This is a genomic window from Kribbella speibonae (assembly GCF_004331375.1).
Classification (GTDB): domain Bacteria; phylum Actinomycetota; class Actinomycetes; order Propionibacteriales; family Kribbellaceae; genus Kribbella; species Kribbella sindirgiensis.
In genome coordinates this window covers 536,664-560,288 of the sequence record NZ_SJKC01000002.1, presented here as the reverse complement: position 1 = coordinate 560,288, position 23,625 = coordinate 536,664, and the positions used below count along the sequence as shown (strand labels likewise).

At 69.3% G+C, this 23,625-nt stretch carries 21 protein-coding genes and 1 riboswitch; of the genes, 12 read left to right on the top strand and 9 right to left on the bottom strand.

What is annotated here, in order from left to right; all coding sequences use genetic code 11:
• Window positions 1–32 precede the first annotated feature (32 nt).
• Window positions 33–1,064, top strand: a complete 1,032-nt coding sequence (locus E0H92_RS16040) for a LacI family DNA-binding transcriptional regulator (protein ID WP_131467799.1) — start codon at window positions 33–35, stop codon at window positions 1,062–1,064.
• Here E0H92_RS16040 and E0H92_RS16035 read toward each other — a convergent pair.
• Together E0H92_RS16035 and E0H92_RS16030 are read right to left on the bottom strand one after the other, a co-directional pair.
• The gene (locus E0H92_RS16035) at window positions 1,038–2,114 is read right to left on the bottom strand and encodes a fatty acid desaturase family protein (RefSeq protein WP_238173450.1); all 1,077 of its coding nucleotides are present in this window, start codon (window positions 2,112–2,114) and stop codon (window positions 1,038–1,040) included. The two genes, E0H92_RS16040 and E0H92_RS16035, sit on opposite strands and share 27 nt — an antisense overlap.
• 75 nt (window positions 2,115–2,189) lie before the next feature.
• On the bottom strand, window positions 2,190–3,269 hold the full coding sequence (locus E0H92_RS16030) for a fatty acid desaturase family protein (protein ID WP_131496795.1): 1,080 nt from the start codon (window positions 3,267–3,269) through the stop codon (window positions 2,190–2,192).
• A 198-nt stretch (window positions 3,270–3,467) separates the two neighbouring features.
• On the opposite strand from E0H92_RS16030, the gene E0H92_RS16025 reads away from it, so the two are divergent.
• Window positions 3,468–4,994: an alkaline phosphatase D family protein gene (locus tag E0H92_RS16025; RefSeq protein WP_131496794.1), complete on the top strand. Its 1,527-nt coding sequence runs from the start codon at window positions 3,468–3,470 to the stop codon at window positions 4,992–4,994.
• Window positions 4,995–5,063: 69 nt separating this feature from the next.
• Here E0H92_RS16025 and E0H92_RS16020 read toward each other — a convergent pair whose 3' ends face one another.
• From E0H92_RS16020 to E0H92_RS45030, 3 genes are read right to left on the bottom strand one after another with little or no spacing between them, the layout of a single operon-like run.
• Window positions 5,064–5,705: a maleylpyruvate isomerase family mycothiol-dependent enzyme gene (locus tag E0H92_RS16020; protein WP_131496793.1), complete on the bottom strand. Its 642-nt coding sequence runs from the start codon at window positions 5,703–5,705 to the stop codon at window positions 5,064–5,066.
• On the bottom strand, window positions 5,702–6,472 hold the full coding sequence (locus E0H92_RS16015; RefSeq protein ID WP_238173449.1) for a mycothiol-dependent nitroreductase Rv2466c family protein: 771 nt from the start codon (window positions 6,470–6,472) through the stop codon (window positions 5,702–5,704). The genes E0H92_RS16020 and E0H92_RS16015 overlap by 4 nt, the downstream gene beginning before the upstream one ends.
• Before the next feature lie 48 nt (window positions 6,473–6,520).
• A complete protein-coding gene (locus tag E0H92_RS45030) occupies window positions 6,521–8,356 on the bottom strand; it encodes a helix-turn-helix transcriptional regulator (RefSeq protein WP_131496792.1) in 1,836 nt (611 codons plus the stop codon).
• Window positions 8,357–8,393: 37 nt separating this feature from the next.
• Here E0H92_RS45030 and E0H92_RS16005 point away from each other — a divergent pair, with 37 nt between their 5' ends.
• On the top strand, window positions 8,394–10,451 hold the full coding sequence (locus E0H92_RS16005; RefSeq protein WP_131467809.1) for a prolyl oligopeptidase family serine peptidase: 2,058 nt from the start codon (window positions 8,394–8,396) through the stop codon (window positions 10,449–10,451).
• A gap of 15 nt (window positions 10,452–10,466) precedes the next feature.
• Here E0H92_RS16005 and E0H92_RS16000 read toward each other — a convergent pair whose 3' ends face one another.
• A complete protein-coding gene (locus E0H92_RS16000; protein WP_131496791.1) occupies window positions 10,467–11,831 on the bottom strand; it encodes an aminotransferase class V-fold PLP-dependent enzyme in 1,365 nt (454 codons plus the stop codon).
• A 17-nt stretch (window positions 11,832–11,848) separates the two neighbouring features.
• A riboswitch (SAM riboswitch) is annotated at window positions 11,849–11,962 on the bottom strand.
• Window positions 11,963–12,058: 96 nt separating this feature from the next.
• On the opposite strand from E0H92_RS16000, the gene E0H92_RS15995 reads away from it, so the two are divergent.
• The 7 genes from E0H92_RS15995 to pgsA all read left to right on the top strand — a co-directional run bounded on the left by E0H92_RS15995 (window position 12,059) and on the right by pgsA (window position 19,908).
• On the top strand, window positions 12,059–12,574 hold the full coding sequence (locus E0H92_RS15995; protein WP_131496790.1) for a DinB family protein: 516 nt from the start codon (window positions 12,059–12,061) through the stop codon (window positions 12,572–12,574).
• A gap of 30 nt (window positions 12,575–12,604) precedes the next feature.
• Window positions 12,605–13,396 (top strand): DUF4184 family protein, encoded by a 792-nt coding sequence (locus E0H92_RS15990; RefSeq protein WP_131496789.1) that lies wholly within the window; start codon window positions 12,605–12,607, stop codon window positions 13,394–13,396.
• 271 nt (window positions 13,397–13,667) lie between these two features.
• Complete coding sequence (locus E0H92_RS15985) at window positions 13,668–16,088, top strand: FtsK/SpoIIIE family DNA translocase (RefSeq protein ID WP_131497439.1); 2,421 nt, start codon at window positions 13,668–13,670, stop codon at window positions 16,086–16,088.
• A 5-nt stretch (window positions 16,089–16,093) separates the two neighbouring features.
• Window positions 16,094–16,660 carry a hypothetical protein gene (locus tag E0H92_RS15980; RefSeq protein ID WP_131467816.1) on the top strand — a complete coding sequence of 189 codons (567 nt, stop codon included), beginning with the start codon at window positions 16,094–16,096 and terminating at the stop codon, window positions 16,658–16,660.
• A gap of 117 nt (window positions 16,661–16,777) precedes the next feature.
• The gene (locus E0H92_RS15975) at window positions 16,778–17,542 is read left to right on the top strand and encodes a helix-turn-helix domain-containing protein (protein ID WP_238151226.1); all 765 of its coding nucleotides are present in this window, start codon (window positions 16,778–16,780) and stop codon (window positions 17,540–17,542) included.
• 51 nt (window positions 17,543–17,593) lie between these two features.
• Entirely contained in the window at window positions 17,594–19,288 is a 1,695-nt protein-coding gene (gene rimO, locus E0H92_RS15970; RefSeq protein WP_131496788.1) for a 30S ribosomal protein S12 methylthiotransferase RimO, read from the top strand.
• Window positions 19,285–19,908 carry a CDP-diacylglycerol--glycerol-3-phosphate 3-phosphatidyltransferase gene (pgsA, locus tag E0H92_RS15965; protein WP_131467820.1) on the top strand — a complete coding sequence of 208 codons (624 nt, stop codon included), beginning with the start codon at window positions 19,285–19,287 and terminating at the stop codon, window positions 19,906–19,908. Before rimO ends, pgsA begins: the two co-directional genes overlap by 4 nt.
• A gap of 45 nt (window positions 19,909–19,953) precedes the next feature.
• Here pgsA and E0H92_RS15960 read toward each other — a convergent pair whose 3' ends face one another.
• Window positions 19,954–21,141: a DUF2332 domain-containing protein gene (locus E0H92_RS15960; protein WP_131496787.1), complete on the bottom strand. Its 1,188-nt coding sequence runs from the start codon at window positions 21,139–21,141 to the stop codon at window positions 19,954–19,956.
• Between the two features lie 155 nt (window positions 21,142–21,296).
• Between E0H92_RS15960 and E0H92_RS15955 the strand changes: the two genes are divergently transcribed.
• Both E0H92_RS15955 and E0H92_RS15950 read left to right on the top strand, forming a co-directional pair.
• Window positions 21,297–21,794: a CinA family protein gene (locus E0H92_RS15955; protein ID WP_238173448.1), complete on the top strand. Its 498-nt coding sequence runs from the start codon at window positions 21,297–21,299 to the stop codon at window positions 21,792–21,794.
• Between the two features lie 163 nt (window positions 21,795–21,957).
• Entirely contained in the window at window positions 21,958–22,245 is a 288-nt protein-coding gene (locus E0H92_RS15950) for a helix-turn-helix domain-containing protein (RefSeq protein ID WP_131293244.1), read from the top strand.
• Between the two features lie 11 nt (window positions 22,246–22,256).
• Here E0H92_RS15950 and E0H92_RS15945 read toward each other — a convergent pair whose 3' ends face one another.
• Window positions 22,257–22,718: a DUF4262 domain-containing protein gene (locus tag E0H92_RS15945; protein WP_131467826.1), complete on the bottom strand. Its 462-nt coding sequence runs from the start codon at window positions 22,716–22,718 to the stop codon at window positions 22,257–22,259.
• A gap of 110 nt (window positions 22,719–22,828) precedes the next feature.
• On the bottom strand, window positions 22,829–23,614 hold the full coding sequence (locus E0H92_RS15940) for an Fpg/Nei family DNA glycosylase (protein WP_131496785.1): 786 nt from the start codon (window positions 23,612–23,614) through the stop codon (window positions 22,829–22,831).
• Between the last annotated feature and the right edge of the window lie 11 nt (window positions 23,615–23,625).

The window sequence follows — 23,625 nt, the reverse complement described above, 5'->3', positions numbered from 1 at the left end:
CCTCTGCGCGACGACGAAAGGGTGGGCCGGCGATGAGTGTCAGCGGGGTGAACGGGACGGGTCAGCGCCGGCCCACGATGAAGGAGGTCGCCGCCCGGGCCGGGGTCGCGTTGAAGACCGTGTCCCGGGTGGTGAACGAGGAACCGAACGTGAGCCCGGAGCTGACCGCCAAGGTCCAGGCCGCGATCAAGGAGCTCAACTACACCCCGAACGAGTCCGCCCGGATGCTGCGCCGCGGCAAGACCGGGACGATCGCGGTGGTGATCCGTGACATCGGCGACCCGTTCTTCGCGTCGCTGGGGCGCGCGGTCGAGCTCTGGGCCCGTTCGTCGGGATCGGTCGTGATGATCGGCCTGACCGACGAGGACCCCGAGCGGGAGCGGGACGTCTGCCTGGAGTTCGTCGCCCGGCGGCCGGACGCGCTGATCATGGCGCCGATCGGGGAGACCCAGGAGTACCTCGCGCCGCATGTCGACGCCGGGATGGCGGTCGTCACGATCGACCGTCCCGCGCACGGGATCGAGGCGGACGCCGTTCTCGCGGACAACGCCGGCGGGATCGACCAGGCGATCGACCACCTGGTCCGCCAGGGTCACCGCCGGATCGCGTACCTCGGTGACGACGAGCGGATCTTCACCGCCCGCGAGCGGGTGGTGGCCTACCGGGCGGCGATGGCCAGGCACGGGATCGTCGTTGACGAGGACCTCGTGCACCTGTCCGAGCCGACCACCGAGGGCATCGGCATCACGCTCTCGGCCGTCCTCGACCGCTCCGAGCCGGCCACGGCGTTGCTCTCGGCGAACAACATGACCACGGCGGAGGTGCTGCGCGGTCTCGCGGGCCGACGGGATCAGGTCGCGCTGGTGTCCTTCGACGACCTGGCGCTCGGCGACCTGCTCAGCCCTGGCCTGACCGCGGTCGCGCAGTCTGCCGACGTGATGGCCCGGACGGCGATCCAGTTGATGACCGAGCGTCTCCCGGAGCCGCACCGCCCCGGCCGCACCGTCCGCGTCCCGGTGAAACTGACCATCCGCGGCTCAGGCGAGATCCCGCCCGCCCGCTGACGGCACCGTTCGCAGTTCGGCGGCGAGGGGGCAGTCGAACGGGTCGCGGGCGCGGAGGCCGACGTTGTTGAGGTAGTCGACGACGATCTTGTACGACGTGAACAGGCCAACCTCGGCGTACGCGATGCCGTGGAGCTGGCAGTACTCGCGGACGATCGGTTGCACCTTCCGCAGCGTCGGCCGAGGCATGCTCGGGAACAGGTGGTGCTCGATCTGGTAGTTGAGTCCGCCCATCGCGATGTCGGTGAACACACCGCCGCGGATGTTGCGCGACATCAGCACCTGGCGCCGCAGGAAGTCCAGCTTCATCGTCTTCGGCACGATCGGCATGCCCTTGTGGTTCGGGGCGAACGCGGCGCCGAGGCAGACCCCGAACACGGCGAGTTGCAGCCCGAGGAACGCGCTGGCCTTCCCGGGCGGCAGCAGGAAGTAGAGCGCGGCGACGTACAGCGAGATCCGCGACGCGACGACCGCGGCGTCGATCCGGTCCGCGCGGGTCGCGCCGCGGCGCAGCAGGTGCGTGAGGCTGGAGGCGTGCAGGCCGACGCCCTCGAGCGTGAGGAGCGGGAAGAACAGCCAGCCCTGCCGCGCGGCGAACCAGCGGCCGATCGGCCCGCGTTCGGTGACGGCGTCGGGGGTGAACGCGAGCACCTTGAGCTGTACGTCGGGATCGCGGTCCGCCTGGTTCGGGGCGGCGTGATGCTTGTTGTGCTTGGCGCGCCACCAGCTGACGCTCATGCCGAGGACGCCGCCGGCGAGGATCCGCGCGGTCCAGTCGTTGCGCGCGTTCGAGTGGAACATCTGCCGATGGGCGCTGTCGTGGCTCAGGAACGCCACCTGCACCAGCACGAGCGCCAGGGCGCCGGCGAGCCAGAGCTGGTGCCAGGAGTTGCCGAGCAGGATCATGCACGCGACGACCGCGAGCAAGGCACCCAGGACGATGCTCATCCGGGTGACGTAGTAGCCCTGCCGCCGCCTCAGCAGACCGAGGTCGCGGACGGTCTGCAGGAGATCGGTGTAGAGGCTGACGTACTGCTGCTGGGCGCTCACGCCGGTCAGCCTAGTGACCTCACGCAACGTCGGACATGCGGACACGTGACCCGACGAGGTCGGGTTGGCAAAGTGCTATCGCCCGTACTGCGAGGCCAGCGGGCAGTCGAACGGGTCCCGGGCGCGGAGACCGACGTTGTTCAGGTAGCCGACGACGATCTTGTACGACGTGAACAGGCCGACCTCGGTGTACTTGATGCCGTGCAGTTCGCAGTACTCGCGGACGATCGGCTGGACCTTGCGCAGCGTCGGCCGCGGCATGCTCGGGAACAGGTGGTGCTCGATCTGGTAGTTCAGGCCGCCCATCGCGAAGTCGGTGAACACGCCGCCGCGGATGTTGCGCGACATCAGCACCTGGCGGCGCAGGAAGTCCAGCTTCATCGTCTTCGGGACCAGCGGCATGCCCTTGTGGTTCGGGGCGAACGAGCCGCCGAGGCAGACGCCGAACACGGCGAGTTGCAGCCCGAGGAACGCTCCGGCCTTGCCGATCGGCAGGACGAGGAACAGCACGGTGAGATATCCGGCGAGCCGGGTCACCACGATCGCGGCCTCGACGCGCTCAACGGTGCTCGTTCCGCGGCGGAAGAGGTGCTGGATGCTCGCGACGTACAGGCTCAGGCCTTCGAGGGTCAGCAGCGGGAAGAACAGCCAGCCCTGGCGGCGGGTCAGCCACGCCCGGAAGCCCTTGCGCCGGCCGACGTGCTCAGGGGTGAACGCGACGACGCCGATGGCGATGTCGGGGTCCTTCCCCAGCTGGTTCGGCGCACCGTGGTGGCGGCTGTGCTTCGACTTCCACCACGCTGCGCTGATGCCGACGAGGCCACCGGCCAGCAGGCGCGCGGTCCAGTCGTTCCAGGCGGCCGAGTCGAAGACCTGGCGATGCGCGCTGTCGTGGCTGAGGAAGGCGACCTGCGTAAGGACCAGCGCCAGTGCACCTGCCATCAGCAGCTGGAACCAGGAGTTGCCGAGCAGCCCGACGCCGACCCAGACCCCGGCGAAGGCAGCCAGCACCAGGCCGATCCGGGTGAAGTAGTACCCGCGACGCCGCCGGAGGAGTCCGAGTTCGCGGACGGTCCGGAGCAGGTCGGTGTAGAGGTTCGTGTACTTGTGCTGAGCCCGCAACGGGTCGTGCTCTTCGGCGAGAAGCTGTGACATGAGAACGCCCCGGTTCCAATAGTGCATCGGCTGATGCGCTACCAGGTCTGGGGCAGCGTCACGAGAAGGTGCTGAGTACTTCAACGGAACCACGCCAGGTAGCCGCACGCAAGGCGGTGGCCGAGGCCCGCAGGTGATTTGAGGCTCAGTTCGCCCGGCTGTCACCTGGCCGTCATCAGCGGGGAGCACCTTCGGGTCATGAAACTGAGTCGCCGCCAACTCCTTGCCGCGTCCACCGTCGCCGGTGCGTCCCTCGCCGTACCGGGGGTGGCCGTTGGGGCACCCAATCTCGTCCGCCGTGACCGGGCCGCGCTGCCGTCCGGTGTCGCGAGCGCCGACGTGACGCCGAACTCGGGCGTCGTCTGGTCGCGCGCCGACCGGCCCGGCCGGCTGGTCGTCCAGCTGACCAGCCACGGCCGTTTCGACCGGGCGATCTGCCTGCGCGGCCCGAAGACGGACGGCGCGGACGACTTCACCGCGCGACTGCCGCTGCGCGGTCTGCGCCCGGGGCAGCGCTACGACTACCGGCTCGGCTTCGAGGACTCCAGCGGCCGGATCGGCGAGACGCTGGACGGTTCGTTCAGTACGCCTGGGCGCAACCGGCCGGTGTCCTTCGTGTTCACGGGTGACACCGCGGGCCAGGGGTACGGCATCAACCCAGAGCTCGGCGGGATGATCGCCTACAAGGCCATGCACGAGACCCGGCCGGACTTCTTCCTGCACTCCGGCGACAACATCTACGCCGACGGCCCGATCCAGGCCGAGCTGAAAGTTGCCGACGGCACCGTGTGGAAGAACGTGGTGACCGAGGAGGTCTCGAAGGTCGCCGAGACGCTGGCCGAGTACCGCGGCAGGTACAAGTACAACCTGCTCGACGACAACGTGCGCGCGCTGTACGCCGACGTACCGCTGGTCGCGCAGTGGGACGACCACGAGACGCTGAACAACTGGTACCCGGGGGAGATCATCACCGACGCGCGGTACACCGAGCGGCGGGTCGACGTTCTCGCGGCGCGGGCGAAGAAGGCGTTTCTCGAGTACCTGCCGATGGAGCACGTGGGTGGGCGGGACCGGATCTACCGAAAGGTGAGCCACGGCCCGCTGCTCGACGTGTTCTGCCTGGACATGCGTACCTTCCGCGGCGCGAACCCGGTGCCGTCGACCGTCGGCCCGGTGGCGATGCTCGGCGCCGAGCAGGCCGCCTGGCTGGTGCGTGAGGTCGCGGCGTCGCGGGCGACCTGGAAGGTGATCGCCAGCGACATGCCGCTCGGCCTGCTGGTCCCGGACGGTGACCTGATCGAGGCGGTCGCGAACGGTCTTCCGGGGGCGCCCGGCGGTCGCGAGCACGAGATCGCCTGGGTGCTCAGCCAGTTCAAGAAGCGCAAGGTCCGCAACGCGATCTGGCTGACCGCCGACGTGCACTACGCCGCGGCGCACCACTACGACCCGTCGCGGGCGGCGTTCACCGACTTCGACCCGTTCTGGGAGATCGTGGCCGGGCCGATCAACGCGGGTGTGTTCGGCCCGAACGCGCTCGACAGCACCTTCGGCCCCGAGGTCGTGTTCTCGAAGGCGGCGGACTTCCCGAGCCAGTCGCCGGCCAGCGGCAACCAGTTCTTCGGGCACACCCGGATCGACCCGCGGACCGGCGTGTTCACGGTCTCGCTGCGGAACCTGTTCGGCGACGTGCTCTGGACCAAGGACATCACCCCGGCCCGTTCGTGAGGGCCAGTCGTGCTCACCGGCTCCAGCGCCTGCGCGGGATGCCGCCCACTGGAGCCGGTGGGTACGACGTCATACCCGTTGCAGTGCTGCGGCGCCGGGACCGTCCAGCTGCGGCAGGACAACCCGGCGGCCGGTGAGCAGCAGGAGCAGCGACAGGACCGGGCCGCGGAGCTCCGGTCCGTCGCCCACACTCCAGTCGACGTCGTCGGCGACCAGTTTCAGGCCGTCGTACGGCACCGGCTTGAAGACCTTGGACAGCCGCGTGCCCCGGCACTCCCAGACACGTTCGGCGGCCGTCGCAGCCACCTCCGGCGGCACCGGGAGCGTCCGGCCGATGGGGATCGCGATGTCCTGCCCGTGAACGACGATGTCGATCAGGGTCTCGCGCGGAGTGACGCCGAGGTTGTGCCTCCGGGAGCCGACCATGCCGCGGATCGCTCCGATGATTTGTTCGGTCGGCAGGGCGGCCTGGTCGCGGGCGGAGGTCTGGATCATCCAGTTGAGGCTGTGGAGGCCCGGATGCTTCAGTGCGAGGCGGAGGCCGTCACCCAGGGTCATCTGCTGGAGGGTGAGGTGGCCGGCGACGTCGCGCACGGTCCAGCCGTCGCACAGCGACCGATGCGACCAGTCGGCCGGCGCCAGCGTTGCCAGCAGGTCGGCGGTACGCAGGCGCTGGGCATCGATCGCGGCCCAGAGTTCGTCGTCGTTCATCGTGATGCCTTCCCCTCCATCGGACGGTAGCTCACATCGGGCGGTGTGGTGCGCGTGCGCTTGAGTTCGTAGAAGTCGGCACAGCCCGCAAGCAGCCGTACGCCGTCGAACAGACGCACTGCGTCGTCGCCGCGGGGGACCGCGTTCAGAACCGGTCCGAAGAACGCGGCGCCGTCGATGTGCACAACCGGCGTACCGCCGTCGATCCCCACCGGACGGGTTCCTGCGTTGTGGCTGCGGCGCAGTGCGTCGTCGTACTCCGTGGTGTCGGCCGCGTCCACGAGTGCGGCGGGCAGTCCGGCCTCGCTCAGAGCTGCTGCCGAGGCGTCGCGGTACTCCGTTGGCGTCGGATACCGCCAGTGGTCGAAGATCAGGTCGCCGAACGCACCGTGCCAGGTCCGGAACGCTTCACTGCCGTGGTGCGTGACGACTGCGGTCGCCACCCTCGACGGGCCCGTCGACGCGCCGAGCTGCCGGCTGTAGCTGTCGTCGCGGCCTTCGTTGAGCAGGAGCAGGCTCATCACGTGGTACCGGAGGTCGAGGTCGCGGTACTGGGCGACCTCCCGTAGCCAGCAGGCCACCACCCACGTGTACGGGCAGATGGGGTCGATGTACAGGTCCACGCCTGGTGCTGTGCTGCGGTGCTCTGTGCTGCGGTGCTCTGTGCTGCGGTGCTCTGTGCTGAGGTGCAGGCGCTCAGTGAAGTAGGCGCTGGTGACCTGGTCCCACAGGTCGAGGTCGGCGCCGGTCTGGTCGTGTCGCGTCATGGTCCTCAGCGTCCGCCGCACGGTGACGTGGCGCATCGTCCGAAATGCTCATCCCTTACTCACCCAGGCAGCGACCTGGGCACGGTTCGCGAAGCCGAGCTTGGTGAGGATGTGCTGGACGTGGTTCTGGGCGGTTCGTTCGGAGATGACCAGTGCGGCGGCGATCTCACGGTTGCTGAGGCCCTTGGCGACCAGATCGGCGACCTCGCGCTCCCGCTGGCTCAACGGGCCGGTAGGCGTTGTCAGTCTCTGGACCCACGGAGTCATCCCTAGCGTCTTCGCGAGCGGCAGTGTCTCGGCGGTCAGTGCACGGGCCTGTGCCACATCACCGGACTGCTCGTAGACCTCGGCCAGCAGGCAGGCGGCCTCGACCGCGAAGCCAGGCACACCGATAGACCGACACAGCGCACCGGCCTTCTGGAGGTCCGCAACGGCCGCATCGCATTCATTTAGCGCGGCAGCACATGCACCGAGCACCAGCTCGACCGGACCGAGGAAGTTGGTCGCACCAGCACCGGCGACGACGTACCGGCCACGGTGTGGTTCCAGCCAGTCGCGGAAGCGGCGTACGTCGGCGGTCGCGCCGACCGCGGCTGCCACGCGGGCGCCGATGGTGTGCAGCAGTAGTTCGCCGGCGCGCCAGCTCGGCCAGGACTCTGGATCACCGCAGCGTTGGTACAGGGCGGCCGCCTCTTCGAGACGGCCGGCATCGACGAGGACGAAGGCGCGGTTGAGACGGGCGGCGAGATCCCAGCGGGCATCGGTCCCGAACTGCCAGATCGCACTGCCCAGCAACTCGGCGGAGTGGCCTCGGTGGTGGCCGAGCAGCATCCGGAACGCGACTTCGGCGCCATGCGTTGCCGGGTGGCCGATGCTGCGGAACACCGCGAGTGCTTCGTCGAGCAGAGCCTCTGCGTCCTCGAACTCGGCTCTGGCCAGTGCGAGCGACGCCTGCGTGAGCAGTACGTGCCAGCGCCCGTGTGGCCCGTTGACGCGGCCGGCACAGCTCGCCAGTCGTCCTGTCTCGCCTCCGATCGCGGCCAGGTCGCCGGAGTACCACAGCGCGTCCACCTGCCACAGGCGTCCGCGGAGCTCGATCTCGGCGCGGCCGGTCGACGTACCGAGCTCGATCATGCGGCGTGCTGCGGCGGTCAGTTCCTCCACGTCGTCCGGTCCGCTGGTGGCCAGTTGGCGTGCGGTGAGCGCCTCGACCAGGAGGTCGTCGTCTGGGATGTCCACTGCCTCGCTAAGGGCCGCTCTGCTCGCGGTCAAGGCCTCTGACCAGCGGCCGAGGTAGACGGCCGCCTGCGCCTGCCGGGCAAGCAGCCGGACCCTGGTCTCTGTTGAGTGGCTGGACGCTGCGAGCGCCTCGGTGCACCACTGGTGGATGTCGCCGTCCCACACGGACTGGCCGATCGGCTCCAACGCAACCGCCGCGTCTGCGAGCAGGTCGAGGTCCTGCTCGTTGCGGGCCGCCCTGACTGCGGCCTGCGCGGCCACATGCGCTGCCGATAGGTCGCCAGCTTTGACAGCTGCCTGTGCCAGCTCGAGCTGCAGCCGTGCTCGTTCTCGTGCATCCGGTGTCACTGCGACGGCCGCGGACCAGTGCCGCTGCGCCTCGGTCGGTGCGTCAACAGCCTCAGCCGTACGGCGGTGCAGGTCGGAGCGCGCTGTGAGGGGCAGTCGTGCCTCGGCGTCCCGGCGTACGGACTCGTCGGCGAACCAGGCCTCGCCCGCTGTGACGACCAGAGCGCCGGCACGGACCAGTGCGTCCAGGGCGTCCAGGAAGTCGTTCGGCGGCAGGCCGGCGACCTGCCGGAGTACGTCGAGGCGCACCCGCTCACCGGCCACCGCAGCGGCCCTCAGGAGCAGGTCGTTATTCACGCTCGCAGTCTGACCGTCACCAGCTAGGTTTGTCAGCATGACCTATCCGGAGAGCCGCCGCGACGATGTGGTCGAGACGTTGCACGGGCACCAGATCGCCGACCCGTACCGCTGGCTGGAAGACCCTGACTCCGCCGACACCCAGGACTGGGTCAGCCGGCAGAACTCGTTCACGCAGGCCGAGCTCTCGGGCTATCCGGAGCGAGCCTGGTTCCAGACGACCATGGCCGCGATCCTCGCGCGCCCACGCGCCGGCGTACCGGTCAAGAAGGCGGGCTGGTACTTCGTCGGGCGCAACGACGGCACGCAGGCACAGGACGTGATCTACGTTGCCGACTCGCTCGACGAGCTGCTGTCCCGCGGCCGCGTGCTGATCGACCCGAACACCCTCTCCGAGGACGGCACCGACTCGCTCGGGTCGTTCACCGTCTCGCCGGACGGGAAGTACTTCGCGTACGGCATCAACGAGAGCGGCAGCGACTGGACGACGTTCCGGCTGCTCGACATCGCCACCGGCTCGCCGGTCGAGGACGTGGTGTCGGAAGCCAAGTTCAGCGAGGCGACGTGGCTCCCGGACAGTTCGGCGTACCTGTACCTGCACTACCCGGCGAGCGGGCGCAGTGAGGGGACCGAGACGAAGTCGCTCAGCGGCGGGCGGCTGATGCTGCACCGGGTCGGCACGCCGCAGTCCGAGGACGAGCTGGTGCTGAGCTTCCCGGACAACGACCAGTACTTCATCACGCCCGAGGTGTCCGACGACGACCGCTACCTGGTCGTCCACATCTTCGAAGGCACCGACCCGAGCACGCGGCTCTGGGTGTACTCGATCAGCTCGGACGGGCTGGGCGAGCCGGTGAAGGTCGTCGACGAGTTCGTGGACGAGATCGCGTTCGTCCGGATGTCCGGCGACCAGCTCGTCCTGCGGACCGACCGGGACGCGTCGCGCGGGCGTGTGGTGCTCTCGACGCTGGACGGGGAGTTCACCGACCTCATCCCGGAGGGAGAGTCGACACTGCAGGCAGTCCGCGGTACGGCGGACGGTCTGGCCACGCTGACGCTGGTCGACGCGCAGCCGGTGCTGACGCTCTACGCGCTCGATGGGTCCGGCCAGCGCGTCGTCGACGTACCTGGCGGGGGAGTGGTCGGCCTGAACGCCGGAGCGGAGTACGACGAGCTGTTCGTCGGGCTGTCGACGACGACCGACCCCACGCTGTCGTACGCCGTTTCGACCGGGTCAGGCGACGTACGCGCGTTGCCGGAGCTGGTCCGTGGCTCTGGGGGCTTCACGCCGCCACAGGTCACTGTCACGCGCCGCATTGCTCCTGGCCGCAACGTGCCGTACTTCCTGATCACCCGGTCCGACCTGGACTTCGAGGCGCCGCGTCCGACGCTCATGTGGGGGTACGGCGGGTTCCGCATCCCGGTCGAGGCCGACTACCGGCCCGGGTGGCCGGCCTGGCTTGCGGCAGGCGGCGTACTGGTCATCACGAACCTGCGTGGTGGTGGTGAGTACGGGTCCGAGTGGCACGACGCCGGGCGGCTCAAGAACAAGCAGAACGTGTTCGACGACTTCATCGCCGTCGCCGAACACCTGCGGGACACCGGCGTGACAACTCCGGAGCAGCTGGCCATCCACGGCCGCAGCAACGGCGGACTGCTCGTCGGCGCGGTCATGACGCAGCGGCCGGACCTCTTCGCAGTCGCGCTGCCCGGTGTGGGCGTCCTGGACATGCTGCGGTTCCACCTGTTCACCGTGGGAGCGGCGTGGGCGTCCGACTTCGGTCTGCCGGACGATCCGGAGCAGTTCGAGGACCTGCTGGCGTACTCGCCACTGCATCGCGTCAGCGACGGTACGGCGTACCCGGCAACTCTCGTGACCACAGGCGACCATGACGACCGCGTGGTTCCGTTGCACAGCCACAAGTTCATCGCGGCGCTGCAGCATGCCCAGACCGGTCCGCAGCCCGTCTTGACTCGGGTCGAGGTCAACACCGGCCATGGCTTCGGAAAGCCCGCCGCGATGATCGCGGCGGAGTGGGCGGACCTACTGGCGTTCGCTGCTCACCACGTAGGTCTCGTACCTCCTGAGCAGTAGGAGGGCTGCTTGTGGCTACCAGATCCGCGGGGCCTGAAGGTCCCGCGGGTCGTCGGCCGGCTGACAGCCGTGGGCGCTCTCCGTGTACTCCGTGCGCGGGCCGGTCGTGGCGAGCGTGCGTACGGCGCCGACGAGCCGGTCCACGTGCTCACGGGTCGTCCCGAGGCCGAGGCTGGCGCGGACCGCCGTACCGTGCTCGGGGGAGCCGGCGAGGAGGTGGCCGACCAGCGGGTGCGCGCAGAACTTGCCGTCCCGGACGCCGATGCCGTACTCGGCGCTCAGCGCCGCCGACACCAGCGTCGAGGTCAGACCGGCGACCGTGAAACAGACGGTGCCGACCCGGTCCGCGTCCTCACCGAAGATCGAGTACGTCGTGACGCCCGGGATCTGGGCGAGGCCGGTGCGCAGACGCGCCAGCACGCTGCGCTCGTGCTGCTCGATCGCGTCCCGGTGCTTGCTGATCGCGGCACAGGCACTCGCCAGCGCGATGGCGCCGATGACGTTCGGGGAGCCGCCCTCGTGCCGGGCCGGACCGGTCGTCCACACCACGGTGTCGCTGGTGACGGCGTGGGTCGCGCCGCCGCCGTGCAAGTACGGGTCGGCGGCGTCGAGCCAGTCGGCGCGGCCGATCAGCGCACCCGCGCCGTACGGCGCGTAGAGCTTGTGACCGGACAGCGCCACCCAGTCGACATCCAGGAGGGTGATGTCGACCGGGCGGTGCGGGGCGAGCTGCGCGGCGTCCAGGCAGACGCGCGCGCCGTGCGCCTTGGCCACCTTGGCGATGTCGGCGATCGGGAAGATCTCACCGGTGACGTTGGACGCGCCGGTGATCACCACGAGCCGCGGGCCCTCGGGCGCCTGGCGGAGCGCGTCGGCGACGCGGGTCACAGCCTCGGCCGGGCTCGCGGGTGCGGCGAGGCGTACGGTCCGCTCGGCCGGCCAGGGCAGCAGCGCCGCGTGGTGCTCGGACTCGAACACGATCACGGTCGCGTCCGCCGGCACTGCGCGGGCCAGCAGGTTCAAGGCGTCGGTGGTCTGCCGGGTGAAGACCACCTGGTCGTCCGCCCGGGCTCCGACGAAGGCGTGCACCTCGGCGCGCGCCCGCTCGTACCACTGGGTGGTGATCCGCGAGGCGTACCCGTTGCCGCGGTGCACCGACGCGTACGACGGCAGCGCGGCCTCGACACTGGCCCGGACGGACTCCAGACACGGCGCGCTCGCACCGTGGTCGAAGTTCGCGTAGTCGGTGACCCGCCCGTCGGCGAGCGGGACCAGGAGGTCCGAACCGACCGTGGCGGGAATGCTGCCGGTCGCGAGCCGGGCGATCGCCGGCCGCGGAGACGTCGTACTGGCCGGCTCGAGAATGGACAGGATCGACATGATGCTGCTCCCAGGGAAGTCCGCACTTGCCGAGCGGGGTATCCGCACGGCCTGGTCTTCACCCGGGGCACCCCACCGCGGAGGAGGGTTGCCGGCCAGCTAGCCGGGGCTTGTCGCTGACACTCATGACCTGCCGAGAACGGTAACGAACGGGCTACGGGCACCGCCAGTGCGTATCTCATGTGATGAGATGGCTGCACACATCGTGGGACGAGACAAGGAATTCGATGACCTGGAGAGCACCTGCCGTCGAGCGACCGGACGGCTCGCTGACCGCACCCGAAGCGGAACTGCTGCACGGCTATCTGCAGTTCTACCGCACCACACTGCTCTTCAAGTGCGCAGGGCTGACCGCTGAGCAGCTGGCCGAGCGGCCGTCGCCGCCGTCCAACCTGTCGCTGGTGGGCCTGATCAGGCATCTGACCAAGGTCGAGCGGATCTGGTTCCGCATCCACTTCGCCGACGAGCCCGCCGAGCCGCTCTTCGCGCCGGAGCTCGGCAAGGACGCGGACTTCGAGTTGATCGACCCTGCTGAGGCGCAGGCGGCGTACGACGGGCTGATCGCCGAGTGGAAGCTCTCCGACGACGCTGCGGCGGGTCACTCGCTCGACGAACGCTTCACGTTCAAGGACACGGAGTCGACGCTGCGGATGATCTACATCCACCTGATCGGGGAGTACGGCCGCCACTGCGGCCACGCCGATCTCTTACGGGAGCAACTCGACGGGACCACGGGCGCGTAACGAGACCTGCTTCGCTTCTAGGCTGCCGCCGTGCCGTTCACCCTCGCCCATCCTGCGGCCGTCCTCCCACTGGTCCGCCGGCCTCTCGTGGCGTCGGCCCTGGTCGCCGGTGCGGTGGCGCCTGACCTGCTGTACGTCGGCCCGATCTACCGGATCGCCACACAGCAGATCAACGGGAACTTCACCCTGACGCTCACCCACACGTTCACCTCAGCCTTCTGGCTCGACCCGCTGCTGGCGCTCCTGCTCCTCGCCGTCTTCGAGTTGGTCCTGAGGCGACCCCTGACGGCTCTCGCGCCACCCGCGCTCGCCGCGCGCCTACCTGCACCTGGCAGACCCCGCCTCCCCAGCGCCACGCTCCTGTTCTGGACCTTCTTGTCAGCCGTCCTGGGCGCATTGACTCACGTGGTCTGGGATTCCTTCACCCACGGCGACGGGTACTTCGTCCGCCAGTTCCCGGACGTCTTCCGTGCACAGGTCACGGGAGCCTGGGACGTGAACCGCATCCTCCAGTACGTCAGCACGGTCGGCGGCTGCCTCGTCCTCGCGATCTGGCTCTACCGCTGGTACCGCCGTACGTCGCCATCGGCAGTCACACCTGGTGTGCCCGCTTGGGTGAGATACCTCGTGCTCGGCGCCCTGGTCGTCTTCGGGGTGGTCGGTGCGGTCGTGGAACTCGGCCGGGTGGATGGTGAGCTCGCGGGCGAGACCGCCGTACGGCTGGTGCTGTCCGGCCTCGTGTCCGGCGGTCTGGCCGCGCTCGCGTGGTACGTCGTTCTGTGGCACCTGGAGCGGCTGCGACGGCGAACGCACGTGTCGTGACGCTACGGATGGGGCAGCGTGATCGGCGTGTGACACATGGGACTCAAGGGGTAGTCGGGGTAGCCTGATCAATATGGCGACCCGCACGTCTTCCCCGGCGCGGGCGCAGAAGTCGGCAGCTAAACGGCCGAGCACGGCCCGTTCGGCTGCCGGTGGACGCTCCCGTCCGTCAGGCGCCCAGAAGCGTGGGCAGAGCACGAAGCGCGGTGGAACCACCGCCGCGCGGACCAGCACGCCCAAAAACAGCGGACCGGGCCCGTTCGCGGCCGCCATGCTCGCACTCTGTCGCGGGGTGGTGAAGGTCTGGATCGGCATCGCGCACCTGCTCGGCAGCATGGTGCGGGGGATCGGTCACAGCGCCCGCGACCTGGAGCCGGAGCATCGCCGTGACGGCGCCGGCCTGTTCCTGATCGGCCTCGCGGTCGTCGTGGCCGCCGCTATCTGGTGGGACCTGCCGGGTTCGGTCGGCGACGGCGTACGAACCGTGGTCGGCGGCAGTATCGGCATGCTCGGCTGGGCCCTGCCGCTGATGCTGGTCGTCATCGCGATCCGCACGCTGCGGCACCCCGACCGCAACGGCCCGGCCGGCCGTCAGGTCATCGGATGGACCGCGGTGTGCCTCGGCGTACTGGGCCTGATCCACATCGCCAACGGCCTGCCCCGGCCGAGCAACCCGGCCGACGGACCGCTGCGTGACGCCGGCGGCGCGATCGGGTACTTCGTCTCGTCGTTCCTCTCCGACCTGCTCACGCAGTACGTCGCGGCGCCCCTGCTGGTGCTGCTGTCGATCTTCGGCGCCCTGGTGATCACCGGGACGCCGGTGTACGCGATCCCGCTGCGGTTCCGGGCGGCGTTCGACGTACTGATGGGACGCACAGAACTGCCCGAGGACGCTCCGTCCGTGATCGCGGCTCCGACCGACGACACGGTCCGGCTGACCCGCAAGCAGCGGCGCGCCAAGGCCGAGCTCGAAGAGGAGAGCGAGCCGACTCTCAAGCCGTACGACTCGCCGGTGCTCGGGGAGACCCCGAAGCGCGGCCGCAAGGCCAAGGCGAAGCCGGCGGCCGAGGAGGAGGCGTACGACGTCGACGGCTCCGATGACGCAGCTGCTGCCGCTGCCGTCGAGCCTGCCTTCGAGGCGCCCGCTCCGAGCAAGCAACCGGCGCCGGAGCCGCCGCCTCACACGCCGCTGCCGCAGCGTGTCGAGCAGCTCAGCCTGTCCGGCGACATCACGTACACCCTGCCCGACGGGCAGATGCTCAAGCCCGGCTCGGTGCACAAGGCGCGGACCAAGGCGTCCGACGCGGTGGTCGACCGGCTGACCGAGGTGTTCGAGCAGTTCGGCATCGACGCGCAGGTCACCGGCTACACGCGTGGCCCGACAGTCACCCGGTACGAGGTCGAGCTCGGCTCCGCGGTGAAGGTCGAAAAGGTCACCGCGCTCTCCAAGAACATCGCGTACGCCGTCGCCTCGGCCGACGTCCGGATCCTGTCGCCGATCCCTGGCAAGTCCGCGATCGGCATCGAGATCCCGAACACCGACAAGGAAACCGTCAGCCTCGGTGACGTGGTCCGGTCGGCGACCGCACGCAACGACCACCACCCGATGGTGGCCGGCCTGGGCAAGGACGTCGAGGGCGGGTTCGTGGTCGCCAACATGGCGAAGATGCCGCACCTGCTGGTCGCCGGCGCCACCGGCTCGGGTAAGTCCTCGTTCGTCAACTCGCTGATCACGTCGATCCTGATGCGCGCCACACCCGACGAGGTGCGGATGATCCTGGTCGACCCGAAGCGGGTCGAGTTGAACAACTACGAGGGCATCCCGCACCTGATCACGCCGATCATCACCAACGCCAAGAAGGCGGCCGAGGCGCTGCAGTGGGTCGTCCGCGAGATGGACATGCGGTACGACGACCTCGCGGCGTTCGGGTTCCGGCACGTCGACGACTTCAACAAGGCGGTCCGCGGCGGCAAGGTGAAGCCGCCACCGGGATCCGAGCGGGTGCTGACGCCGTACCCGTATCTGCTGGTGATCGTCGACGAGCTCGCCGACCTGATGATGGTCGCGCCGCGCGACGTCGAGGACTCGATCGTCCGGATCACCCAGCTGGCCCGGGCCGCCGGCATCCACCTGGTGCTCGCCACGCAGCGGCCGTCGGTGGACGTCGTCACCGGTCTGATCAAGGCCAACGTGCCGTCCCGGCTCGCGTTCGCGACCTCGTCGCTGGCCGACAGCCGGGTCATCCTCGACCAGCCCGGCGCCGAGAAGCTGGTCGGTCAGGGTGACGGCCTGTTCCTGCCGATGGGCGCGAGCAAGCCGATGCGGATCCAGGGGTCGTGGGTCGACGAGGCCGAGATCCGCGCCGTGGTCGAGCACTGCAAGGAGCAGTTGCAGCCGACGTACCGCGAGGACGTCACCGCGGCGCCCGGCCCGAGCAAGGACCTCGACGACGAGATCGGCGACGACCTCGACCTGGTGGTGCAGGCGGCGGAGCTGATTGTTTCCACCCAGTTCGGCTCGACGTCGATGCTGCAGCGTAAGCTCCGCGTCGGCTTCGCCAAGGCCGGCCGGCTGATGGACATCCTGGAGAGCCGCGGCGTCGTCGGTCCCAGTGAGGGCTCCAAGGCCCGGGACGTGCTGGTCAAGCCCGACGACCTAGAGGACTTCATCACCACCCTCCGAGGAGAGTGAGACCCGTGACCGCCGCGAGTGCACTGCCCAGGCAGGACAGATTCGGCGTCGACCCCGAGCCGGTGCCGTTCACCGTTCGCGCCTCCCAGCGGGTGCACGGCGGACTGGCCGCCGGTGCGGCGCTGGTCGCGATCGGCTTCGCGGCGTCGGCGTCCACGAGTCCGGCCGGCATCCTGCGCTGGATCGTGGCGGCCGCGTTCGCCGTACTCGCCGTGGTCTGCGCCCGCGCGCTGACCGTGGGGGACATGCTGGTCGCCGACGACGTCGGCATCCGGCTGCGCATCGGCAGCGAATGGGTGGGTACCCGGTGGGAGGACATCGAAGAGGTGACGGTGCTGCAGCGCCGGCATCCGCTCGACGACGGGCGGATCGCCGTACACCTGCAGGATCCTGGGCCCGTCCTCGGTGCGATGCCGAGTTCGACCCGCAAGACAACCGATGCGAACCGCCGCCTGACCGGATCCTCACTCGCGATACCGTTCGGGTTGACGGCGCGGCCGTCCAACGGGGAAGTGGTGCAGGCACTGCACATGCTGGCCGATGCCAGATGTCCGGTCAGGGAACAGCTCTGACTCGTCCGTGACCCCGTCGAACCCAGGCCGTTGAGTTGATGTCGTGGTGTTGATATCGATGCACCGGCTGTCGATTGTGCGCGAGAACAGGTCGGACGAGGAGAGGACGGTGGGGACGTGAGCATCGGCAGCGAGCTCACGGCGGCCCGCGAACGGGCCGACATGACGATCGAGCAGCTGAGCGCCGCCACCCGGATCAGATCCGGGCTGCTGATCGCCATGGAGGCCGACGATTTCTCCCGCTGCGGTGGGAACTTCTACGCCCGTGGACACATCCGGTCGATCGCTCGCGTGGTCAAGGCCGACCCCGCACCGCTGCTCGCCAGCTTCGACGCCGAACACGCCGTCGAGGAGGAGAAGTCCCGGCGCGAGGAACGCGCCGCGGCGAAGGCCCCGACCCTGCGACCGGCCCGCCCGCGCTGGGCCCTCGTGGTCGGCGCGATCCTGGTCATCCTGATGGGCTGGGGCATGGTGCGGCTCTTCACCCTGCCCAGCGACATCGAGGCGAACGCGTCCAAGACCGCGACCACGACGGCGACGGTCACGACGCCGACCCCGAAGGCGCCGCCGCAGCCGACGGTGAAGCCCACCAAGAAACCGACGTCGGCCAAACCGCCCGCTCTGCAGACCGCGCTGCGGCTGACGGCGACGGGCGACGGTACGTACCTGACGATCCGGGACCGGAAGAACCGCCGCCTCTTCCAGGGTCGGCTCAGCCCGGGAATCGCGCAGTCCGTCACCAGCGCCGGCGACATCCGCGTGACGGTCGGCAACCCCGGCAACCTCGTCGTCGTCCTCAACGGCAAGCGGATCCCCACCAAGCTGTACAAGTTCACCGCGCACCCGAACGGCACCCTCAGCAAGACCACCGCCAACCAGTGAGCGCGCTTCTGAGTTAGGTGCGGACGTGCACAGCGCGTCATACTCGTGGGGATGACTACGCCACCCACCACCGTCGCCCTGGTCACGCTGGGCTGTGCCCGCAACGATGTCGACTCCGAGGAGCTGGCCGGCCGGCTCGAAGCCGGCGGATTCCGGCTGGTCGACGACGCCGCTGAGGCGGACACGGTGGTGGTGAACACCTGCGGCTTCGTCGAGGCCGCGAAGAAGGACTCCGTCGACACGCTGCTCGCGGCCGCCGACTACAAGGAGTCCGGCCGCACACAGGCAGTCGTCGCGGTCGGCTGCCTCGCCGAGCGGTACGGCGAGCAACTCGCCGACGCGCTGCCGGAAACGGACGCCGTCCTCAGCTTCGACGACTACACCGACATCTCGGACCGCCTCCGCTCGATCCTGGCCGGCACGAAGCACCAAGCCCACGTACCGAGGGACCGCCGCAAACTCCTCCCACTGGCCCCCGCCGACCGCCACACCACCCCCGGCATCGCAATCCCCGGCCACGGCGACTCAACCGCCCCCACCACCGCGACCGCCGCCGCTGGGCGGACTCCTGTGCTTGGTGATCACATCCCCGAGGCGTTGCGGCCGGTTGGTACCACCTCGGACGCGCCTGGTGAGCTCAAGGGACGCTTCGTCACCGGTGCACCGGAAGAGCTGAAGATCGACGCTCCCGACCTCACGACCGCCCCCGCCAGCGGCCCTCGCGTCATGCGCCGTCGCCTCGACGGCGGCCCGATGGCCCCGCTGAAACTCGCCTCCGGCTGCGACCGCCGTTGCGCGTTCTGCGCGATCCCGATGTTCCGCGGCGCCTTCATGTCCCGTCGGCCCGCCGAGGTCCTCCGCGAAGCCGAGTGGCTCGCCGAGAACGGCGTACGGGAACTCTTCCTGGTCTCCGAGAACTCCACCTCCTACGGCAAGGACCTCGGCGACCTCCGCCTGCTCGAGACCCTGGTCGGCGAGATCGCCCAGGTCCCCGGCATCACCCGCGTCCGCGTCTCGTACCTGCAGCCCGCCGAGATGCGCCCCACCCTGATCACCGCGATGACCGCCACCCCCGGCGTCGTCCCGTACTTCGATCTGTCCTTCCAGCACGCCTCCGGCCCACTCTTGCGCCGCATGCGCCGCTTCGGCGACTCCGAACGCTTCCTCGAACTCATCGCCCAGGTCCGCGCGGCCGCCCCGACCGCCGGCATCCGCAGCAACGTCATCGTCGGCTTCCCCGGCGAGACCGAAGAGGACGTCGACATCCTCTGCGACTTCCTCTCCCGCGCAGGCCTGGACGCGATCGGCGTCTTCGGCTACTCCGACGAGGACGGCACCGAGGCCGAGACGTACGACGGCAAACTCGACGAGGACACCATCGCCGACCGCCTGGACCGCGTCACCCGCCTCGCCGAGGACCTGACCTCCTCCCGAGCCGAATCCCGCATCGGCGAACTCCTGGAAGTCCTCATCGAGTCCCTCGACTCGGCTGACTCTGTCGACTCGGGCGTCGGCAGCGGGGCGGCCGGGTCCGTCGCGGGGGAACGGACGGCTGAGGGCCGGGCCGCGCACCAGGGTCCCGAGGTGGACGGAATCACGACGGTGACCGGCCTCCCGGAGGGGGTCCGGGTGGGGGATCTGGTGTCCGCGAAGGTGGTGTCGAACGACGGCGTCGACCTGATCGCCGAGTTCGCGGCACTCGTGAACGCCCCAGACGCCCGCCCGGCCGCTAACCTGACCGCGTGACCAACCCGGAGACGAACCCGGCGCCGCATGCAGCCGGCGGCCATCTCCACGCGCCCAGCGCCTGGAACGTGCCGAACGCGCTCACGGTCCTGCGCCTGGTCCTGGTGCCGCTGTTCGTCTGGCTCCTGCTCCGTGACGGCGGCCACACCACCGGCGACCGCCTCCTCGCCACGGCCGCGTTCGTGGTCGCCATCGTCACCGACCGCTTCGACGGCGACATCGCCCGCCGCTGGAACCTGGTCACGAACTTCGGCAAGATCGCCGACCCGATCGCCGACAAGGCCCTCACCGGCGCCGCCTTCCTCGGCCTCTCCTACCTCGGCGAACTCCCGTGGTGGGTCACCATCGTCGTCATGGTTCGCGAGTGGGGCGTGACAGCCCTCCGCTTCTGGGTCATCCGCCACGGCGTCATGCCGGCCAGCCGCGGCGGCAAACTGAAGACGGTCCTCCAAGCCGTAGCCCTGGGTCTCTACCTCCTCCCATGGCAACACCTGGCAGTCGTCCACTGGCCCGCGGTGGCGATCATGGCCGCCGCCGTCCTGGTAACCCTCGCGACCGGCCTCGACTACCTCTTCCGGGCGCTCCGCCTGAGAGCCGCCGCCAAACGCCCCCTCCCATAACCCGCACTCGCTGCTTGATCAGCGGCAGCGAGCCGGTGCATGGATCTACTGGTCGGCCAGCCAGGCGAGCATCTCGCCCCGGAGCCAGCAGCGGCCGACCCCCGTGGCGTGCAGTGACGCGTGATCGAACACGCCCAAACCCACAATGCTGTGCCCCGATGCCCGCCGGTCGCCAAAGGTCGGCATCCCCGGCGCGACCCCGACCCCCTCGACCGACACCCACGCCACCGGCCGCTTGGTCGCCGCCTCGTCGAGCCGCTGCAGGAACCGCAACCGCCCCTCGAGATCCAGTCCCGACAACGCCCAGGTCGTGATCACGACCGGAAGTACGTCGTCAGGCACCGAAGCGATCGCCTCAGGCAGAACCTCGACGACACCGCCCCGCACCAGCACCGGCGGCGCCGCCTCCGCCAACGCCAGCTCCGCCTCGAGTCTCGCCAACCGCTCGACGTGATCCGGCGGAACACACGCCCGCAGCCACCGCGCCTCGTCCACCTCAGTGACATCAACCGGATCGACATCAACCACAACCCGAGCCGCAACCTCCGGCATCGCGCGCAGCGGCACGAGTCCTTCACCCACCACCGAGGCAGACACCTGCACCGCTGAACCCGCGTCACCCAACGTCTGCTCGTTGGAGTACGAGATCCCCACCCGATCAACCGTCAGATTCAGCCCGGCCGGCCGCCCCACATCAATCAGCCCAACCGAACCCGCCCCAACCCGCCGCGCCACCTCGGCAATCGCCGGATACAGCACCGCATGCCGCCCACCCTCATCCCCCCGAACCTTCCGCCGCCCACCAACGTCCAAAACCAACTCCCCATCCCGCAGAATCACCCCAACCCCCACCGCCCCAACCAACTCGAGCCCACCCACGTCTCGCGCGACAGGACCAGAGGACGCCGAGGTGGCGGTGGCCGCGGAGGTGGCCGTGGTGGTTGAGGTGGCCGTGGCGGCGGTTGCTGCGGTGATGGCTGCGGCTAGGTCGGGGGCTTGGCCGGAGAGGGCGAGGTCGTGGAGTGCGGCGAGGACTACCGTTGGATGCCGGCGGCGTGACGGCGCGTTCTCGATCACCCGCAGCGCTTCAGGTGACTCGCTCAGCGCAATCGCCATCCGCGCGTACAGCGGCGAAGTCTTCAGCGCGTCGCCCTCACCGAACCGCCGATAAACCTGCGCGAGACCACCTGCACGCACCCCGCTCTTCGCGCTACCACCAGTCACATCCGGCATTCCAGCGAGTCTAGCCACGGCCACCGGCAACGGACCGGTCCGCCGTCGGCTACTGACCGACTCCCACCGCGCGTCGTGGGTGCCATGTCATGGGTTGGGTTGCGGGGGTGGTGTTGGGTGGTGGGTGTCGGGTTGGCGCGTGCTGGGAGTCGGAGGTGGCCGTGGACGGTGGGGTCGAGGTAGCGGTTGAGCGGCTGGTGGGGTTGTTGCTGGAACGTCGCGTGACGCTGGCGACCGCTGAGTCGTTGACTGGTGGGATGGTCGGGGCGGTTCTGACGGATGTGCCGGGGGTGTCGGCTGTGTATCGGGGTGGCGTGGTGGTCTACGCGACTGACCTGAAGGCGACGCTTGCGGGCGTCCCGGAAGACCTGCTGGCTGCTGTCGGTCCGGTGCACCCGGATACGGCTGCTGCCTTGGCGAGCGGTGTGCGGGCGCGTCTGGGGGCGGACTACGGGCTCGCGACGACCGGTGTGGCCGGGCCGGACCCGCAGGCGGGTGTCGAGGCCGGCACGGTGTACGTCGCCGCCGCCGGACCGGGCTCGGTGCAGGTCCGGAAACTGCAGCTGAGCGGTGATCGGGCAGCTGTACGCCGGGGGAGTGTGCAGGCCGTCCTGGAACTTGGTGCAGAAGTTGTGGCGGAAGAACTCGACTGATCGGGGTGTTGGGACCAGCATGGGGACAGGTAAGGCAGACTGGCACGGCGCACCGAAGGTGGACATTGCGAGAAGTAGTGACCCAGCAACAGGTACCGTTGGTTCCTACGGTCGAGCTACCGTGCGAGTAGACGCGACCGGACAGGCGGAAGGGAGAAACCTCATGGTGCTGGTTCGTGGCCTGCTGGGCGACGTGCTGCGGCGTAAGCGGCTGCGCCAGGGGCGCACTCTGCGCGAGGTATCTGCCGACGCACGCGTCAGCCTCGGCTATCTGTCCGAGGTCGAGCGCGGTCAGAAGGAAGCTTCGAGCGAGTTGCTGGCCGCCATCTGCATGGCGCTGGACGTGCCGTTGTCGATGGTGTTCGCCGAGGTGAGCGAAGATCTGGCGCGCGAAGAGGCCCTGGTGCTGGCGCACCCGACTATCGAGGCCGAGGTCGTGGCCGCGGCCTGAGCCGCGGGTCATCATCGGACGCCTCCGTCGGGAGTCGAACCACTGCTGGACGGCTGGATCAGTGCCGTCCGGGTCGGCCAGACGAGTTGCAGTGCGGGCAGCGGCGGCTGACCGGGCTGCCGGAACATCGTGTTGGCCGTGTACAGGTGGTGTGCCGAGTCGGGGAATCGCAGGAGCTCGGCGGTATACGGAGGCGGGAAGAAGCCGGACAGATCGTCGCCCTCGTCGAACACCGAGCCTTCCAGTACCGCCCAGGCGAGGGGCTTGAGCCCGAAATAGGCACAACACGGCTCCGGATCGAACACGATGATCTCCGGATGCCCGTACAGGCTGAGGCCGAGCGTGTACCCGAAGGAAGGGTTCCGGCTGCCGTCGCCCTCGATGAACTGCATCGTCCAGCCGTAGGTCTGGATATTTCGCTCGAGCTGTCGCGAGTACCCCTCGTCGTCCAGGCCGCCGCACTTGTCGCACATCACCCTCTCCTCTCGCTCGAACAGTTGTTCGATGCGCCAGAGAAGGTATCCGTGTTCGCTCCCTCCGGAGGCGTTGTCCACAGGGCAATTTCGGAGGGCGCCGATAGGAATCAGGCTTCGGGCTGGCAGGCGGGGCACCAGTAGGTGACCCGCTCGCGGGTCGGCTCGCCGAGGGTGGACGTGAGGATCGTCGTACCGCAGCGGCGGCAAGGCTTGCCGGCGCGTTCGAACACCCAGGAGCGTTGCCCCGGCCTGTCGATACCCGTGCTGACCTGGGCTCCGTTGCGAACGTTGGCCTTCATCAGCTTGCGGCTCAGGTCGATCGCGGCGGGGACATCGACAGCCTCGACCGGGCGCCACGGGTGCAATCCGAGCAGGAAGCAGACCTCGGTGCGATAGAAGTTTCCGATCCCGGCGAGGTTGCGTTGGTCGAGGAGCGCCTCGCTGACGGTGCGTCCCGGATCGGCCTCGACGTTCGCGATCGCGAGTGCGCGATCGAACGTAGGCGACAGGAGATCCGGTCCGAGGTGCCCGACGACGGTGTCTTCCTTGCCGGTGGCGACGAGGTCGAGCACTGGGAGCCGGTACCCGACGGCCGTCCATGGCGCGGTTTCGAGGACCACCCGGATCTCGTGGTCGGGTCCGCCGCGCCAACGCTCGCCGGGGCGGTACAGGTGCCAACTGCCGTCCATCCGGAAGTGGCTGTGCAGCGTGAGCTCACCGGACAGCCGCATCAGGATGTGCTTGCCGCGCGCAACGACTTCCTGCACCGTCCGTCCGCTCAGGTCGGTGGTCGCCAATGACGGCACCCGGAAGTCCGTGCGGACGAGTTCCTGCCCGGCAAGAGCCTGATTCAGCCGCTTGCAGGCTCGCCAGACGGTGTCTCCTTCGGGCATGACCGACTACT